The sequence below is a fragment of the Pseudomonas sp. PSE14 genome (genome assembly GCF_029203285.1).
Classification (GTDB): domain Bacteria; phylum Pseudomonadota; class Gammaproteobacteria; order Pseudomonadales; family Pseudomonadaceae; genus Pseudomonas.
In genome coordinates this window covers 2,784,469-2,801,260 of the sequence record NZ_CP115669.1, presented here as the reverse complement: position 1 = coordinate 2,801,260, position 16,792 = coordinate 2,784,469, and the positions used below count along the sequence as shown (strand labels likewise).

General features: G+C 66.0%; 10 protein-coding genes. 6 read left to right on the top strand and 4 right to left on the bottom strand.

Annotated features, from left to right (window positions below; genetic code table 11):
- Positions 1–205 precede the first annotated feature (205 nt).
- From O6P39_RS12910 to O6P39_RS12890, 5 genes are all read left to right on the top strand, one after another.
- Entirely contained in the window at positions 206–2,881 is a 2,676-nt protein-coding gene (locus O6P39_RS12910) for a LuxR C-terminal-related transcriptional regulator (RefSeq protein WP_275611714.1), read from the top strand.
- Positions 2,882–3,078: 197 nt separating this feature from the next.
- Entirely contained in the window at positions 3,079–3,450 is a 372-nt protein-coding gene (locus tag O6P39_RS12905) for a c-type cytochrome (RefSeq protein ID WP_275611713.1), read from the top strand.
- 81 nt (positions 3,451–3,531) lie between these two features.
- Positions 3,532–5,328 (top strand): DUF1302 domain-containing protein, encoded by a 1,797-nt coding sequence (locus tag O6P39_RS12900; RefSeq protein WP_275611712.1) that lies wholly within the window; start codon positions 3,532–3,534, stop codon positions 5,326–5,328.
- A gap of 16 nt (positions 5,329–5,344) precedes the next feature.
- Positions 5,345–6,715, top strand: coding sequence for a DUF1329 domain-containing protein (locus tag O6P39_RS12895; RefSeq protein WP_275611711.1), 1,371 nt, complete (start codon positions 5,345–5,347; stop codon positions 6,713–6,715).
- A gap of 224 nt (positions 6,716–6,939) precedes the next feature.
- Positions 6,940–8,403, top strand: a complete 1,464-nt coding sequence (locus O6P39_RS12890) for an FAD-dependent oxidoreductase (protein WP_275611710.1) — start codon at positions 6,940–6,942, stop codon at positions 8,401–8,403.
- Positions 8,404–8,455: 52 nt separating this feature from the next.
- On the opposite strand, the gene O6P39_RS12885 is transcribed toward O6P39_RS12890, so the two are convergent.
- On the bottom strand, positions 8,456–9,466 hold the full coding sequence (locus O6P39_RS12885; protein ID WP_275611709.1) for an AraC family transcriptional regulator: 1,011 nt from the start codon (positions 9,464–9,466) through the stop codon (positions 8,456–8,458).
- A 301-nt stretch (positions 9,467–9,767) separates the two neighbouring features.
- Here O6P39_RS12885 and O6P39_RS12880 point away from each other — a divergent pair, with 301 nt between their 5' ends.
- Positions 9,768–11,240 carry an arylsulfatase gene (locus tag O6P39_RS12880; protein ID WP_275611708.1) on the top strand — a complete coding sequence of 491 codons (1,473 nt, stop codon included), beginning with the start codon at positions 9,768–9,770 and terminating at the stop codon, positions 11,238–11,240.
- Positions 11,241–11,295: 55 nt separating this feature from the next.
- Here the strand turns inward: O6P39_RS12880 and O6P39_RS12875 are convergent, their stop codons facing one another.
- From O6P39_RS12875 to O6P39_RS12865, 3 genes are read right to left on the bottom strand one after another with little or no spacing between them, the layout of a single operon-like run.
- Positions 11,296–12,177: a hypothetical protein gene (locus tag O6P39_RS12875; protein ID WP_275611707.1), complete on the bottom strand. Its 882-nt coding sequence runs from the start codon at positions 12,175–12,177 to the stop codon at positions 11,296–11,298.
- A 10-nt stretch (positions 12,178–12,187) separates the two neighbouring features.
- Positions 12,188–13,009, bottom strand: coding sequence for an OmpA family protein (locus O6P39_RS12870; protein ID WP_275611706.1), 822 nt, complete (start codon positions 13,007–13,009; stop codon positions 12,188–12,190).
- Positions 13,010–13,059: 50 nt separating this feature from the next.
- Positions 13,060–16,749, bottom strand: a complete 3,690-nt coding sequence (locus O6P39_RS12865; protein ID WP_275611705.1) for a YadA-like family protein — start codon at positions 16,747–16,749, stop codon at positions 13,060–13,062.
- Between the last annotated feature and the right edge of the window lie 43 nt (positions 16,750–16,792).

Below are 16,792 nucleotides of genomic sequence, written 5' to 3'. Positions count from 1 at the left end.
ACCCCCTTTTTAGGGGGTAGCGGACGTCCGCCGGGGCCTCGAAAAAGCGCGGGATTGACGGTCCTTGACGCTCTCCGGACACTCCAGTACGGTCGCCTTTGCACCTTCATGCCTGACCGCGCCACCGCCCCCGAGAAGGGCCGGCGTTCGCGGCCAACCATCAAGCGTCAGGGAAAAAATGACAATAAATCCCGCCCGACACCTGGTGTCGACCAAGTTCTCCCCGCCGCGCATCGGCACCAAGCACGTGCCGCGCGCCAACCTGATCGCCCAGCTCGACCAGATGCACGAGTGCCGCCTGGCGCTGATCACCGGCGCCGCCGGCTACGGCAAGACCACCCTGCTGGCGCAATGGCGCCAGGCCCGCCTGAAGGCCGGCGCCGAGGTTGCCTGGATCTCGCTGACCGCCGACGACAAGGGCTACGCGCCCTTCTGCACCGCGCTGATCGAAGCGCTGCGCCGGCTGGGCGTCGGCGTGGAGTTCGACCTGCTGCAGGAAGACGGCACCGCCACCGCGATGGACGCCACCATCGCCGCCATCGTCGATGCCGCGGAGAACCTGTCCAAGGAGCTCTACCTGATCCTCGACGACTACCACCACGTCGAGGTGCCGCTGGCCCACAAGCTGGTGCAGAAACTGCTCGACCAGGGCCCCGGCAACCTGCACCTGGTGATCGCCTCGCGGGTGGCGCCACCGCTGAGCCTGTCGCGCCTGCGAGTGATGCAGCAGGTGGTGGAGATCGAGAGCGTCACCCTGCCCTTCGACCCCGCCGAGACGCGTACCTTCGTCGAGGAGAACCTCGGCCGCGACAAGCTCAACGCCGACGAACTGAACCTGATCCACGAACTCACCAGCGGCTGGCCGTCCTGCCTGCAGCTGATCGTGATCATGCTGAAGAACCGCCCCGACACCCGTTCCATCCTGCATGACCTGATCTGGCGCTCCAGCGACCTGCAGACCTACCTCAGCGAAGAGGTGGTCGAGCACCTGCCGGCCGAACTGGTGGAGTTCGCCGAGGCGCTGTCGCTGTTCCGCCGCTTCAACGCCGCCATGGCCCGCGCGGTGACCGACAGGGCCGACGCCGCCGAGCTGATCAAGCGCATGGAGGACGAGAACCTGCTGATCTACCGTGTCGACTCCGACGACCGCCTCGCCTGGTACCGCCTGCACCCACTGTTCGGCGAGTTCCTCGCCACCCGCCTGGCCCGCCACGGCGGCGACCTGCAGAAGCAACTGCACCAGCGCGCGGCACGCTGGTTCGCCGAGCACCGCTGCCTGACCGAAGCCGTGCGCCACGCAAGCCTGGGCGAGGACCTGGACTTCGCCACCCAGGTCATCGAGCGCACCGCGCCCTCGACCTGGAGCCTGGAGTACCTGGGGCCCACGCTGCACCTGCTGGAGCGCCTGCCCGAAGAGGTGCTGCTACGCCACAAGCGCCTGCTCTTCCTCGCCTGCCTGACGGTGTCGCTGACCTCGCGGCCGGCTCGGGCCAAGGCCTGGCTGCAACACCTGAGCACGGCGGACCTGCAGGGGCTGCCGGAAATCGCCAACGGCCTGCCGATGATCCGTGCCGCCATCGCCGTGCAGGACGACGACACCGATCTGGTCATCGAACTGCTGGAGCCGCTGCGCGATGCCAGCGTGGAGAACCCCTTCCTGCGCTACGTGCTGCTGTCGGCGCTGACGGTCGCCTACTCCGCGGCCGGCCGTTACAGCGACGCCCGCCGGCTGTTCGACCAGCACCCGATTCCTCCCGAGGACCGTGGCAACGACATGGCCATGGTCGCCGAATTCTCCAGCGCCACCAACCTGGTCGCCGCCGGCAACTTCCGCGATTTCGAGAAGGTCGGTTCGCAGCTGCTCGAGCACTCCACCCGTGAGGGCGGCAACCGCTCCATCTGCGCCAACCTCTGCGCCAGCGCCCTGACCGAGGTCTTCTACGAACTCGACCGCATCGACGACTCCCGCGAGACCATCGCCAACCGCTTCGGCCTGCTGCATTCCTCCGTGCCGGACGTGATCGTGCGCACCAACGTCACCCGCGTACGCCTGGATCTTTTGCAGAAGGGCTCCGAGGCCGCGCTGGCGTTCCTCGAACAGCAGATCGCCCACCTGCGTTGCCTTGGCCAGGTCCGCCCGGTGGCGCAACTGCTGGGCGAGGAAATCCGCGTACTACTGCTCAAGGGCAGCCGCGGCCGGGCCGGCGAACTGCTGGAAACCCTCGACGAACTGGCTCGCCAGCATGGCACCGAGCGCGGCGCCCGTGCCGAACTGCCGGCGATTGCCGCACTGGCCCGCGCGCGCGTCCTCAAGGCCGAGGACTCGGAACAGACCCTGGCCCAACTGGAGATCGTTCGCGCCTACGCCAAGGCCTTCGATCGCGGCCGCATGGCGGTGCTGGCCGACCTGCTCGCGGCCTCCGCGCTGGAAGACCTCAAGCGTCCCGACGAAGCCCTGCAGCGCGCACGCCAGGCGGTCAGCGACGGACAGCGCTTCGGCCTGGTCCGCACCTTCATCGATGAAGGTCCGCTGGCGGAAAGACTGCTCGCCCGCCTGGTCGAGGAGCAGGCGGTGGAAGGCGAGGTGCTGGCCTACACCGAGGAACTGCTCGCCAAGCTCAACGACCCCTTCGCGGTCAACGCCAGCGCTCCCCGCCCGCGCCGCGCCCTGCCGGCGAAGACCCAGGCCGTGCTGACCAAGCGCGAGATCGACATCCTCGCGCTGGTGGCCCAGGCCATGTCGAGCAAGCGCATCGCCCATACGCTGGACATCACCCTGGAAACGGTGAAGTGGAACCTGCGCAACATCTTCGCCAAGCTCGGTGTGTCCAGCCGTTACGACGCGATGATCTGGGCGAAGAACCACAACCTGATCGAGTAACGCCGCACCTGCCGAACACCCCGGGCGCCGCCGCGCGCCCGGTTCCTCCCGAGCGTCTTTTCCGCAGCGCCGATCGCGTCGCCGGCCGCGCCGACGCGATTGGCATCGAATGACAAATCAATGGCGTAGCCCAGCGATTCGCAACAACTCCCGGATGTCACCTTAGGTCGCACTCAAGACCACCGGGAACTCTCTCCATGCTCACCGCAGCTCGCATCGCCGCAGGCACTCTCAGCCTGCTCCTCGCTCACCTCGCCGTCGCCGCCGAATGCGACGCCAGCGCCGGGCAGAAGGCCTTCCAGAACAAATGCGCGGCCTGTCACGCCCTCGACCAGGACAAGGTCGGCCCCCACCTGTCCGGCATCGTCGGCCGGCCCATGGGCGCCGTCCAGGGTTACGCCTATTCCGCGGGCCTGGCCGGCGCCGGGCAGACCTGGAACCTGGAGCGCCTCGACCAGTGGCTCACCGCTCCGGCACGAATGATCCCCGACACCAACATGGCCTTCGGCGGACTGCGCAACGCAGACGAGCGCAAGGCGGTGCTCTGTTACCTGCAGAGCCAGGGCTGATTTCGGCGCGGGCGGAGTCACAGGCGGCTGGCCACGCGCAGCCGCCGGATACATGGCACAACCACAACAAGGATAAGAACAGTGCGTATCACCTCCTTCAAACGCTGCCTGCTGGCAGCGGCCGTTTCATCGGGCACGCTGCCCTCGGCATTCGCGGTGTCCTTCAACATCGGTGAAATCCAGGGGCAATTCGACTCCACGCTGTCCATCGGCGCCAGCTGGGCAACCGCCAACCCCGACAAGGACCTGATCGACGTCACCAATGGCGGTCGCGGCTACTCCTCCTCCGGCGACGACGGCCGGTTGAATTTCAAGAAGGGCGAAACCTTCTCGAAGATCTTCAAGGGCGTGCACGACCTCGAACTGAACTACGGCGACACCCGGGCCTTCGTCCGTGGCAAGTACTGGTACGACTTCGAGCTCAAGGACGAGAACCGCCCGTTCAAGCAGATCAGCGACGACGGCCGCACCATGTCGACACGCTCGTCGGGGGCGGAATTTCTCGACGCTTTCATCGCCCAGCGCTACGAGATCGCCGGCCGCCCCGGCGACGTACGCCTCGGCAAACAGGTGGTGAGCTGGGGCGAGAGCCTGTTCATCGGCAACTCGATCAACGCGATCAACCCGCTGGACGTGGTGGCGCTGCTGCGCCCCGGTTCGGAAATCAAGGAAGGCCTGATTCCGGTCAACATGCTCTACGTCTCCCAGGGGCTGACCGACAGCCTGAGCCTGGAAGGCTTCTACCAGTTGCAGTGGAAGCCCTACGCCCTGCCCAACTGCGGGACCTTCTTCGGTGCCGACCCGGTGCCCAAGGGTTGCAACAACAACCTGAACGCAGGGCTGGCCGAGGTCGCGCCGCTGGAGCCGATCGCTGCCGCCGCGGGCCTGGGCTTCGGCTTCGAGGACCCGCGCATCGGCAACGAAGGCGTGATCATCCCGCGCCTGAAGGACCACGAACCGCGCGACGGCGGCCAGTACGGCATGGCCCTGCGCTGGCTGGGGGACAGCACGGAGTACGGCGCGTACTACATCAACTACCACTCGCGAAAACCCAAGTTCAGCCTGCTCACCGCCACTGGCGTGAGCGACTTCATCCAGAACGATCCGACCTTCGCCGCCCTCTCGCCACAGGAGCAGATGGCGCTCGGCATCGCCACCGGTGCCGGCAACACCCATTACTTCATCGACTACCCGGAGAACATCCACCTCTTCGGCCTGAGCTTCGCCACCCAATTGCCCACGGGCACCGCCTGGAGCGGCGAGATCAGCTACCGCCCCAACGAGCCGCTGTCGATCAATACCGCCGACCTCGCCGGAGGCGCGCTGAACCCGACCTTCCGGGCGCTCACCGGCAGCGATGTCGAACCCACGGTACCCGCCGAGGAAGGCCAGGTACTGCAAGGCTGGAAGCGCAAGGAAGTAACCCAGGCGCAGACCACCTTCCTGCATGTATTCGACCCGTTGCTGGGCGCCGACTCGATGAGCCTCGCCGCGGAATTCGGCGTGACCCACATCGGCGGCCTGGAGTCGCTGGACAAGCAACGCTACGGGCGCGACTCGGTGTTCGGCGACGTCGTCCAGGGCGGCCGCCACGGCTACTACACCCAGACCTCCTGGGGTTATCGCGCCTACAGCGCACTGAAGTACACCAACGTTTTCGCCGGCATCAACCTGACCCCGAACCTGGGCTGGTCCCATGACGTGGACGGCTACGGGCCGACCTTCAACGAAGGCTCCAAGGCCGTAAGCCTCGGCCTGGATGCCGACTACCGCAACACCTACACCGCCAGCCTCAGTTACACCAACTACTTCGGCGGCGACTTCAACACCGACATCGACCGCGACTACGTATCGCTGAGTCTTGGCGTGAACTTCTGACCGGAGCCTGAACACGATGAACCGAGATACCTTGCTTAAAGGCGCCCTGCTGAGCCTGTCCCTGCTGGCGGGCAGCGTGCTGGCCGCCGTCACTCCCCAGGAAGCCGACAGCCTGGGCAGCAGCCTGACGCCACTGGGCGCGCAGAAGGAAGGCAACGCCGACGGCAGCATCCCGGCCTGGACCGGCGGGCTGCCGAAGACCGCCGGCGCCGTGGACGCCAAGGGCTTTCTCGCCGACCCGTTCGCCAGCGAGAAGCCCCTGTTCGTGATCACCGCGAAGAACGCCGAGCAATACCGTGCCCGTCTCACCGAAGGGCAGATGGCGCTGTTCAAACGCTATCCCGACACCTACCGCATTCCCGTCTACCCAACCCACCGCACCGCCAGCGTCCCGCCGGCGGTCATGGCCGCCGCCAAGGACAGCGCCCTGCACGTCGCCTCGGTCAACGACGGCAGCGGCCTGTCCGGCTTCAAGCCGGGCAGCTACTACGCATTCCCGCTGCCCAGGAACGGCGTAGAGGTGGTCTGGAACCACTTCACCCGCTACATGGGCGACAGCTACAAGCGCGGCTTCATCCAGGCAACGCCGCAGGTGGACGGTGCCTACACCCCCGTGCGCTTCGAAGAGGAGCAGGTCTACCCCAGCCAGGTGGCCGATCTGCCGGCGGAGGATGCCGGCTCCCTGCTCTACTACTACAAGCAGCGGGTGCTCGAACCCGCGCGCCTGGCCGGTACCGTCGCCCTGGTCCACGAGACCATCGACCAGGTCAATAACCCGCGCCGCGCCTGGGTCTACAACGCCGGACAACGCCGCGTACGGCGCGCCCCGCAGCTCGCCTACGACGGGCCGGGTACCGCCTCCGACGGCCAACGTACCGCCGACAACCTGGACATGTACAACGGCGCCCCGGATCGCTACGACTGGAAGCTGATCGGCAAGAAGGAGCTGTACATCCCGTACAACAGCTACCGGCTCGAATCGCCGACCCTCAAGTACGACGAGATCATCAAGGCCGGGCACATCAATCCGGACCACACTCGCTACGAGCTGCACCGGGTCTGGGAGGTGGTCGCCACCGTCAAGCCCGACGCCCGGCACGTCTACGCCAAGCGGCACTTCTATATCGACGAGGACACCTGGCAGATCGCCGAAGTGGATCACTACGATCGCCAGGGCCAGCTCTGGCGGGTCGCCGAAGGCCACGCCCTGTACCGCTATGACCGGCAGACCAGCTACCTGGCGGCGGAAACGCTCTACGACCTGATCTCCGGGCGCTACATGGTGGTCGGCCTGCGCAACGAGGAACCGCGCAACACCCAGTACGGCATCACCGCCAAGGCCTACGACTTCACCCCGGCGGCGCTGCGCACCGACGGCATGCGCTGATCACCGGCTCGCTGCGGGCACGCCCGGCATGGCGTGCCCCCTCCCCACGCCCTATCGGCCCGCGCGCCATAGGGCGTTGCGCATTCGGGCGCAAGCCCTGCCGACAGTGGTTGGCATCCAATGGCAAGTCCTTGGCGCGTCCTGGCGATTAGCCGACGTCCCGCTCTGGCAAGGTGATTGTCAGCTGCCGCAAGGCATTCCGATGAGAAGAACAAGAGGTGGACATGAGCAACAAGCAGAACGATGGCGTCAGCCGCCGCAAATTCCTGCGCAACGCCGGCGTGGTCGGCGCGGTGGGCGCAGCAACGGTCGTCGGTAGCAGCCAGCTTGCGGCGGCCGTCGCTGCCGACCCCAAGCAGCACGCCCGCAACCCCGATTGCGACTACGACGTGATCGTCATCGGCGGTGGTTTCGCCGGCGTCACCGCCGCCCGGGACAGTATGAAGAACGGCTACCGCACCCTGGTCCTTGAGGCTCGCAACCGCCTGGGCGGACGTACCTTCAGCAGTGAATTCGCCGGCCACAAGGTCGAACTCGGCGGCACCTGGATTCACTGGACCCAGCCCTTCGTCTGGGCCGAGGTGCAGCGCTATGGATTGCCGCTGAAAGAAACGCCCGAGCCCTTCGTCGAGGACAAGCAGACCATCTATGTGGCGCAGGACGGCAAATCGATCGAGCTCAAGGGCAAGGACATGATCGAGGTGGCCAAGGCGATCAACACCTACTTCGCCGATGGCCGCAAGCTCTGGGAGCGTCCGTATGACGCCAGGCACACCTGGAACGAGCTCCTCGCCGTCGACGACATGAACGCCGCGGCACGCTATGCGCAGATCGAACTCACCCCGCTGCAGCGCACCATCGTCGATGGCTACATCGCGGCCATCGCCCATACCACCAGCGACAAGGCGTCCTATGCGGACGTGGTGCGCTGGTTTTCGGTGGCCGGCTGGGACCTGCCGCTGTTCATTGATGCCTGCGGCCATTACTCGTTCAAGGACGGCACCATCAGCCTGATCAACGCCATGCTGGAAGAAGGCAAGCCGGAAGTGCGCCTGTCCACGCCGGTCACCAAGGTCGAGGACCAGGGCAAGCGGGTGCTGGTCACCACCCAGCAGGGCGACGTCATCAGCGCCGCCGCGGTCATAGTCGCGGTGCCGATGAACGTTCTGCCGCGCATCGCCTTCACCCCCGCGCTGGACCCGGCGCTGGTGGAAGCGGCCAAGGAGAAGCACACCGGCAGCGGCATCAAGGTGTTCATCCGGACCAAGGGAGCCCTGCCGGGCGGCGGCAAATGGCTGGGTGTGGGCAGTTCGGAGCACCCGATCAACCTGCTGGCGACCTACGCCAAGGGCGAGGACCACACGATCTTCGTCGGCTTCGGGGCCGATCCCCAGAAGCTCGATATCCAGGACCGCGACGCGGTGCAGAAAGTGGTCGACAGCTTCTTCCCGGGACTGGAAGTCGAGCAGTGCTACGGCTACGAATGGACTCTGGACCCTTACGCCCAGGGCACCTACTGCAGCTACAAGCCCAAGTGGTTCAAGAAGTACTACGACCACTTCCAGAAGGACCGCGGCCGGGTGATCTTCGGCCAGGGCGACCATGGCGAAGGTTGGCGCGGCTTCATCGATGGCGCCATCAGCGCCGGCCGACAGTCGGCGCTGCGCACCCACAAGCTGCTTGGCTGACACCTGGCAGCTCTGGCCCCGCCAGGCGCGCTCCCGCCCGGCGGGGCCTTTTTCATTTCCCCTCGCGCTGGCGGAATTCCCGTGGCGTCAGGCCGGTCCAACGGCGGAAGGCGCGGGTGAAGGAGCTGGCTTCGTTGTAGCCGATACGCTGGGCGATCTCGGTCAGGCTGCACGCCGACTGGCGCACCAGCTCGATGGCCAGGCCCTGGCGAATCTCCTCCACCAGTTCGGCGAACTCCAGCTCCAACGCCTGCAGGCGACGCTGCAGGGTGCGCTTGCTCATGCATAGCTCCTGCGCCATGTGCTCCAGGGTGACCTTGCCGGTGGCCAGGTTCGTTTCGATCACCAGGCTCAGCCGGGTGGTCAGGTCGGTATCGGCGAGGCGCCGCCGGCGCTCTTCCTCCAGTCCCGGAATCAGCATCTGGTAGAGCCGCAGGTCGGCCGTCACCAGCGGCTCGTCGAGCATCGCTCCCGGCCACAGCATCAGGTTCGCCGTCTGGTCGAACGACAAGGGGCACTGGAACGTCTGCTGATGCAGGCTGATGTCGGCGGGCTGCGGGTGCATGAAGGCCACCCGCAGTGGCATGTATTTGTTGTCCGTGTATTGGCGAAGACGCGCGAACAGGGTCCCGATGGCGAACTCGGCGTCCTGCCGCCGGTGGGTGACACTGGGATCGGTGATGCGGTAGCGGATTTCCAGATTGCCGGTATTCAAGCGCCAGCTGAGCTCGTTGGCCTGCGCATGGACGACAAGGTAACGGCAGGCGCACTCCAGCATCTGGCGCACGTTCGCCGCGCTGCGCACCGCCAGACTGACGCCGCCCATCAGGTTGCCATCGGACGCCCCATCCAGCAGCCCCAACCCCAGCCGCAGGCCGAAGAAAGGGTCGCCCTGCGCCGCGGTCCGCTCCAGCAGTGCGTTGTACTGGCCGAGTGGAATCTTCGCATCCGGCCGTTGCAGGACTTCCTCGCTCAGGCCGACGGCCGCCAGGTGCGGCTTGAAGGCGGCACCATGGCGCTGCATGAGGGCTTCGGTAAAGACTGTGTGCTTGAGTCTGGACATGGGGTACACGGCCTCCTGGCGTCAGAGGTTCTTGTTATCGCTGGCGCGTGGCCGAGCCCCGCCTGCTTCTTGGTTCTCCGGCCGAATATCGCCGGCCGGAGGGGCAAGCTAGCAAAGCCGGAAAATCCCGACAATATGTCGCGGGCATGCCTCTGGCAATGCCGCTGCGGCGCGGCGAATGGCGTCAGATGACAAGCCGATGGCGCGTCATAGCGATTCAGGCGGCGAACAAGTCTGCGAAGGTCAGCGTTACGGTTGCCGGCGGGCTTTCCGGCCCATTGGCGTCACTGGAGGAACATCGATGAAACCCCGCTTCGCCCCTATGGCCCTTCTCGGCGCCCTGCTGCTGGCCCCGCCGGTCTTCGCCCAGGCGACACCGCCCAACATCGTCATCATGCTTTACGACAACCTCGGTTACGGCGAACTGGGCGTCTATGGCGGCGGCCCCCTGCGCGGAGCCGAGACACCGCGCATCGACGAACTGGCGCGCGAAGGCGTGCGCCTGACCAATTTCAACGTCGAGGCCCAGTGCACCCCGTCGCGCTCGGCGCTGATGACCGGGCGCTTCTCGATCCGCTCCGGCACCTACCGCGTACCGCGCATCGGCGAGCCGGATGGCCTGACCCAATGGGAGGTCACCCTCGCCGAGCTGCTCTCCGCGCGCGGCTATGCCACCGGCATCTGGGGCAAGTGGCACCTGGGCAGCAGCGACGGGCGGCTGCCCACGCAGCAGGGCTTCGACGAGTGGTATGGCACGCCGCGCACCTTCGACGAGGCGATGTGGTCCGCCACGGACATAGCCACCGACCTCACTCCGGCTCCCGGTAGCAAGCAAGGCTGGGACGCCAACCTGGTGCCCCCGCAGTACATCTACGAGTCCCGGCGCGGCGAGCCGCCACGCAAGGTCAAGCCCCTGGACCTGGCCAGCAAGCGCACGCTGGATGAGGAACTCACCGCCAAGGCCAGCGCCTTCATCAAGCGCAACGCCCAGGCGGGCAAGCCGTTCTTCGCCTACATCCCGTTTTCCCTGCCGCACATGCCGACGCAGCCCAACCCGGCCTTCGCCGGCAAGACCGGCAACGGCTCCTGGGCGGACTCCCTGGCCGAGATGGACTACCGCGCCGGGCAGGTCCTCGATGCGCTGCAGGAGGCCGGTGTCGCCGACAACACCCTGGTGATACTCACCAGCGACAACGGCGGCGAAGCGCGGCGTCCCTGGCGCGGCGCCAACGGACCCTGGCGCGGGACCTACTTCACCGCCATGGAAGGCGGCATCCGCGCGCCCTTCATCCTGCGCTGGCCGAACCACGCGGCGGCGGGCCGGGTCAGCAACGAGATCGTGCATATCGTCGACCTCTACACCACCCTCGCCCACGTGGCCGGCGCCGAAGTGCCGCAGGACCGCGCGGTGGACGGAGTCGACCAGCAGGATTTCCTGACCGGAAAGCAGGCGGAGTCCAATCGCCAGGGCTTCCCGATCTACGTCGCCGACCGTCTTACCGCTGTCAAGTGGCGCAACTGGAAGATGCACTTCATCCAGCAGGACGAGATGTTCGATCCGCCCCAACCGCTGGCGATTCCACGCATCTACAACCTGTTGACCGACCTGCGTGAAGAAGACGATGTCGCCATCGAGAACACCTGGCTGCTCAAGCCAATGATGGGCATCGTCGGGCGCCTCAAGACCAGCCTGGCCCAGTATCCGCCCATCGAGAACGGCGCACCCGATCCCTACATCCCACCGGCGCCCGCGCAGAAGCCGGAAAAGAAATGACTCACGGCGAAGAGCGGGTGCTCCTCACCGTGAGTCCGCGGCCAACAATGGCCGATCAAGGCATGTTGGTGGCTGACCGCGAGTCCATGCGCTGGGTGACCGCCTCGGGGTAGTAGGCGATCTTCAGCGTGCGACGCTGCCCCATCAGTTGGCCCTCCCCGTACCAGGTGATGTTGTCCTGGCGCAGGGTCATACCATCGTTGCTGTACTCGTACTCCCCACCATTGGAAGTGCCGAAGGCGAACCGCTGGTTGTCCAGGCGCTTGATATCGAAGCGCGTACCCGGCAAGGGCATCTGCTGCTTGACGCGCTGGAGGAACGCCGGCGCGAGCTCGGAGAACAGCTCGCGGGTGCGCGCCTGGTACTGGGCGTCGGTCAGGCCCGGAGTCTGCTGCAGCTTGTCGGCGATCAGGCTGAAGTACTCGGCGTCGGTACGGGCCAGGGCGATACGCACCGCCATGACCTCGGCCAGCCGCGCCTGGTCGATCCGCAGCTTGCCGTCGGCGCCCTTGCCGGCAGCGAGGAACTCGTTGCCGTCGACCTGGATCAGCGGCGCGGTCGCCAGGTAGGCGGCACAGGCGATCTGCTGCCCGGTACGGTTGCCGCTGACCAGTAATGCGGTCACGCCGCCCTTCTTCTTCAGGTTCTCGCTGTTTTCACCGCTGGCCGCGACGAAGCGATCGACCTCCGCCTGGCTGGTCTCGCCGCGGGCCAGGCCGCAGATATGCTGCATCACCGCCGGATTGCGCTTGCCGTCCACCAGGGGCGTCATGCTGAACAGGGCGTTGCGGATCACCGGCAGCGCCGGGTATTCCAGCGTGCCGAGGGCCTTGGCGGGTGTGACGGTGGTTGCGGCGGTCTGGTCGCTGCCCTTGCAGCCGGACAGCAGGCAAAGCGGCAGGAGCATCGCGGTCAGCCATTTGCTGTGGGTAGTCATGGCTCGTTCCTCATTCTTGATGGGTTTGCGCCAGGCTGGCGCTGGATTCGACGACGACCCGGCGGTCCGCCGCCAGGCAACGGATCAACTCGGCACGCGGTGCATCCGGGCAGGCTGCAAGCGGCTCGGCCGCACCGACGCCACGTACCTGCATCAGCGCCGCCGGCACGCCGGCAGCGGCCAGGTAGTCGCGCACGGCCTCGGCGCGCCGGCGGGACAGGTCGAGGTTGTAGGCCGGCGATCCGAGGCGGTCGGTGTGTCCGGTAATGCTGATCCGTTGCGGATGCTGCGCCTTGAGCTGCGTGGCCAGGCGTCCGAGGCTGTCGCGGCCGGCGTCGCTCAGGCTGGCGCTGCCGAAGGCGAAAGTGGCGTCGCCGGCCAGAGTGACGCGCTGCGCCGGTTGGACGGCGGGCTCGGCAACAGGCGCGGGCTTGAGCTGGCCGAGGCAGTCGGCGGGCAGGAACAGGAAGCTCTGCGCCTGCATGTCCTTGTCGAACAGCACCTTGTACTGGCAGACCAGGTCAGCCTGATTGGCACGACGGAAACGCAGGATGTAGTCCCACTCACGTACGCCGAACAGGCCTTCGTTGAAGTGAGGGGCGCCGAGCAGTTCGTAGAGCTGCGCCTTCGCCATGCCCGGCTGAACCTTGAACAGGTTTTCCAGGTTCACGTAGCTACCCTGCGGACGATAGGAATCACCGATGGCGGGGAACTTCGGTGCACTGCTGTGGCCCTGCTGGTCGACGGTGCTGAGGTTGCCGCAGGCCGCCAGAAGCAGGCCGGCGCAGGCCATGGCCAGGGTACGTACGACGGGGGATTTGAAAGTGTTCATCTTGATCTCCTGGGGACGGCCCGGCCGAAGCCGGGCCCGGATGGATAAACTCACCACTGGTAACCGACACCGGCGGCAATGCCGGCATCACCCTGAGTGCTGGAAGTGGCCTGCAGCTTGGTCACCCACTTGCCGTTGTCGGATATCCGCGAGACGCCGACGGCCAGCGCGCCCTGTCCGCGGTAGTTGCCCAGGCCGACGGCGGCCATGCTCGCGCCCGGTACGTAGGGTTGCGGCAAGGTCGCCATGGCCATGGCCCCGGCGATGCCGGCGCTGAGGATGTCGTCCTGTTTCTTCAGGTCGTGGCGCAGCGCGTTGTAGCGGGAGTCGGTGTAGTCGTAGAACTGGTTGGAGATGTCACCCATGCTCTGTTGCAACTGGCTGACGTTCACCGCATCGCTCGGCGCCGTGCCTGCGGCCACGTTGGTGATCTGCCGTTCGTTGCCGGCACTGCCGACGGACACGCTGTTGGCGCGATCGGCCGTCGAGTTCGCACCCAGCGCCACCGAGTTGTCTGCCCCAGCCTTGGCGCCATTGCCCAGTGCCGTGGCGTTCTGGCCGCTCGCCCGCGAGCGGGTGCCGATGGCCGCGCTGTTGGCGCCGGCAGCCTCGGCGCCGGCACCGCCGGCAACCGAATCAGCCCCGGTGGACTTCGGCTTGGGCAGGTGGCTGGTGTTGTTCACCTGGAACATGCCGTCGGTGCCGTTCTGCACCTTGCTCACGTCGCCCTCGACGTTGGTCACCCGGTTGTCGAGCTTGCTGACGTTGGTCGTGACGTTGGCGACCTGGGTGTTGACGTTCTGGATGGAGTCGTCGGTGTACTGCTTGGACTCGGCCACGGCGCCGTCGAGCTGGCGCAGGTTGACCGCATCGGTGGCTTGCTTGCCATCGGCGACGTTGCTGAGGGTACGGGTTTCACCGGTGGCGGCATTGCCCACCGAAACGGTGCCGACGCTGGCGTTGGCCGCGTTGGAGTACTTGCCGATGTAGCTTTCCGCGCCACGGCCGTTGTCGCTGGCGCCTTGCCCCAGGGCCACACTGCCATCGGCCGTGGCACTGGCGCCCTCGCCCATGGCGACGGAGCCATTGCCGCTGGACTGGGCGTTCGGACCCACGGCGACGGAATCGGCACCACTGGCAACCGAGTCGGCCTTGGTCGAGTTGGCGTGGAAATACTTGATGCCGCCACCATTGTTGATGCTGGTGATGCTGCCCTCGACGTTGGTGACGCGACCATCGATGTTGCTGACCTGGGCGTTGGTCTCGTTGAGCTGGGACATGTTCACCGCGTCGCTGTCGTTCTCGCCGCGAGCGACGTTGGTGATCCTGGTACCGCCATTTTTGGTCAGGCTGTTATAGGTTGGGCCGCCCAGGGTGATGCTGTCGTGGCTGCTGTTGTCGTACATCACCGCATCAGCCACTGCACCGCTGGTGATGGCCTTGAGCTGGGCGACGTTGACCGCATCGGTGTCGTCGGCACCGGCCGACAGGCCGGTCACGCGGCGGTCGCCGATGTTGACTTCGCCCGTGGCGGTACCGCCCACCAGGTAGGCTTCGTGGCCCAGGGTGCTGCCGTTGGCGATGGAGCCGGCGCCCAGGGCAACGCTGCCGTCATGGCTGGCGATCGCGCCCATGCCGATGGCCACCGAGTCCACGCCAGAGGCGATCGAATCGGTGCCGGTGGAGTTGGCGTGGAAGTACTTGGTGCCGGTGTCGTAGATGTTGGTGACACGACCGTCAAGGTTGGTCACGTCGCCTTCCACGTTCGTCACCCGGCCATCCAGGTTGGTGATCTTGTTGGTATTGGCATCCACCTGCTGGTTGGTCGCGTTCAGTTGCGAGCCGTTGACCGCGTCGGTCGAGTCAGCGCTGATGTCGCCTGCGGCTACGTTGGTGATCTTCTGCGCATCGCCCGAGCCATGGCTGGCATCGTAGGCGCCCAGTGCATCGCTCCACTGCAGCGCATCCTGCTGCAGGCTGGTGATGTTGGTGGTGTTCTGGGTTACGCGGCCGTCGATGTGGGTAATGGCATCCCCGACGTTGTTGACCGTCATGCCATCGACGTAATAGGTCGGGGCGGAGATCGAGCCGTCCGGGTTGACCGTCGAACCTCCCCCCATGGCGTTGGCGGTGGAACTGGCCAGGCCATACAACTGGGAACCGTTGACCGCATCGAGGGAGCTCGAGTTGACCGCACCGTTGGCCACATTGTTCAGTACCTGGGCGTTGCCAGGGTTGAGAGCATCGCCGCCGGAGGCGATCAGCGAGAGCTGGTCGGTGCCCGTGCGCTGCACCGGGCCGGCCGTGCCATTGCTGTAGTTGTTGATGGTGTTGGTGACATTGCTGATGTCACTGGTGTTCTGCTCCACCTGCTGGTTGGTTGCATACAGCTGCGAACCATTGACCGCTTCGGACGAGTTGGCGCTGAGGTCGCCGGGGTAGACGTTGATGATCTTCCGGTTACCGGCATCGATGCCATTGAAGGTCACGCTCGGACCGCCATTGATGGTCAGGCCGTTGCCGTCGATCAGCGTATTGCCGGTGGTCACCGAGTTGAACACGGGGTCATCGGCCATCAGCAGTTGCAGGTTGCCGGCGCCATCCACTTCGGTCCGCAGGTTGTTGCCCGAGTAGTTGCCCGTTGTGCTGGCGGCACCCTGGATGACCATTGCCTCACCCAGCTTCTTCTCCACCGAACCGGCGTTGCCGACAAAGGTCAGCGGGGTATTGGCCAGGTCGTTGAGTTGCGAGACGTTCACCGCATCGCTGTCGTTCACCCCATTGGCCAGGTTGGTGATGGTAGTGCCGCCGGTGTGGGTGCTGTTGTCATAGGTGTTGCCACCCAGGGTCACGGTGTTGTGGCTGCCGTCGTCATACATCACCCCGTCGGCGGTGGCACTGCCGACCAGGCCCTTGAGTTGCGCCACGTTGACCGCATCGCTGTCCTGGGTACCGGCGGCAAGGCCGGTGATCTGGCGGAATTTGCCGCTGGCGGCATCACCGACGGCCACGGCGCCCAGCGTACTGCCGGTGGCATTGATGGCGTCGGCCTGAGCCTGTGATGCACCTACAGGGACATAGCCGGCCACGCCGGCTTTGGTCTGGGCAATCGAGCCGGAACCGATGGCGACGCCATCCTGGGCTTGCGCCTGAGCACCGGTGCCCAGTGCCAACGCGTTCTGCTGGCTGGCCACCGCGTTGTTGCCGATGGCAACCGAGTCGACAGCGGTGGCGCGAGTGCCGGTGGGATTGCCCAGCGCATCGGTGCCTACGTTGCCGATTGCCAGGGAGTTGCTGCCGTCGATCTTGTTGTTCAGACCGATGCGGCCACCGTTGACGTACAGCTCGTTACCGAGGGTCAGCGAGTTGGTGCCGTCGGCCTGGCTACCGGTGCCGTAGAACAGCACCCGGCCGGTCTGGGTCGCCTTGTCGTTGGACTTGCAGTTGGTGTTGTTGCCGTCGTACTTCCAGCCCATGTCGCCGCTGACACCGGTGTCATGCACGAACACGCAGCCCGAGTCGGTGCTGTCGTTGACGTACAGGCCGGCATTCCCGGCGATGGCCCGTTCCGTGGCGGAACCGGCGGCAGCCTGGGAATCCATGCCATACAGTCCACCCAGTGCGCCGAGGCTGAGCACGGCCAGTGCGCGCCCTCCCTTGCCGGCGCTGCGGGCGAATTCCGAGGCCACATGCCAGCAATGCTGGGCTTTGGACCAGACGACACGATAAATCCTGTTCATGAGGGGCTCCTTCCAGGGGGCAACCCTGGGGCGGGTAGTGAGA

Coding starts and splice junctions, on each gene's coding strand:
- O6P39_RS12880 (WP_275611708.1), top strand. CDS start 9,768: ATGAAACCCCGCTTCGCCCCTATGGCCCTTCTCGGCGCCCTGCTGCTG.
- O6P39_RS12875 (WP_275611707.1), bottom strand. CDS start 12,177: ATGACTACCCACAGCAAATGGCTGACCGCGATGCTCCTGCCGCTTTGC.
- O6P39_RS12905 (WP_275611713.1), top strand. CDS start 3,079: ATGCTCACCGCAGCTCGCATCGCCGCAGGCACTCTCAGCCTGCTCCTC.
- O6P39_RS12865 (WP_275611705.1), bottom strand. CDS start 16,749: ATGAACAGGATTTATCGTGTCGTCTGGTCCAAAGCCCAGCATTGCTGG.
- O6P39_RS12890 (WP_275611710.1), top strand. CDS start 6,940: ATGAGCAACAAGCAGAACGATGGCGTCAGCCGCCGCAAATTCCTGCGC.
- O6P39_RS12895 (WP_275611711.1), top strand. CDS start 5,345: ATGAACCGAGATACCTTGCTTAAAGGCGCCCTGCTGAGCCTGTCCCTG.
- O6P39_RS12885 (WP_275611709.1), bottom strand. CDS start 9,466: ATGTCCAGACTCAAGCACACAGTCTTTACCGAAGCCCTCATGCAGCGC.
- O6P39_RS12870 (WP_275611706.1), bottom strand. CDS start 13,009: ATGAACACTTTCAAATCCCCCGTCGTACGTACCCTGGCCATGGCCTGC.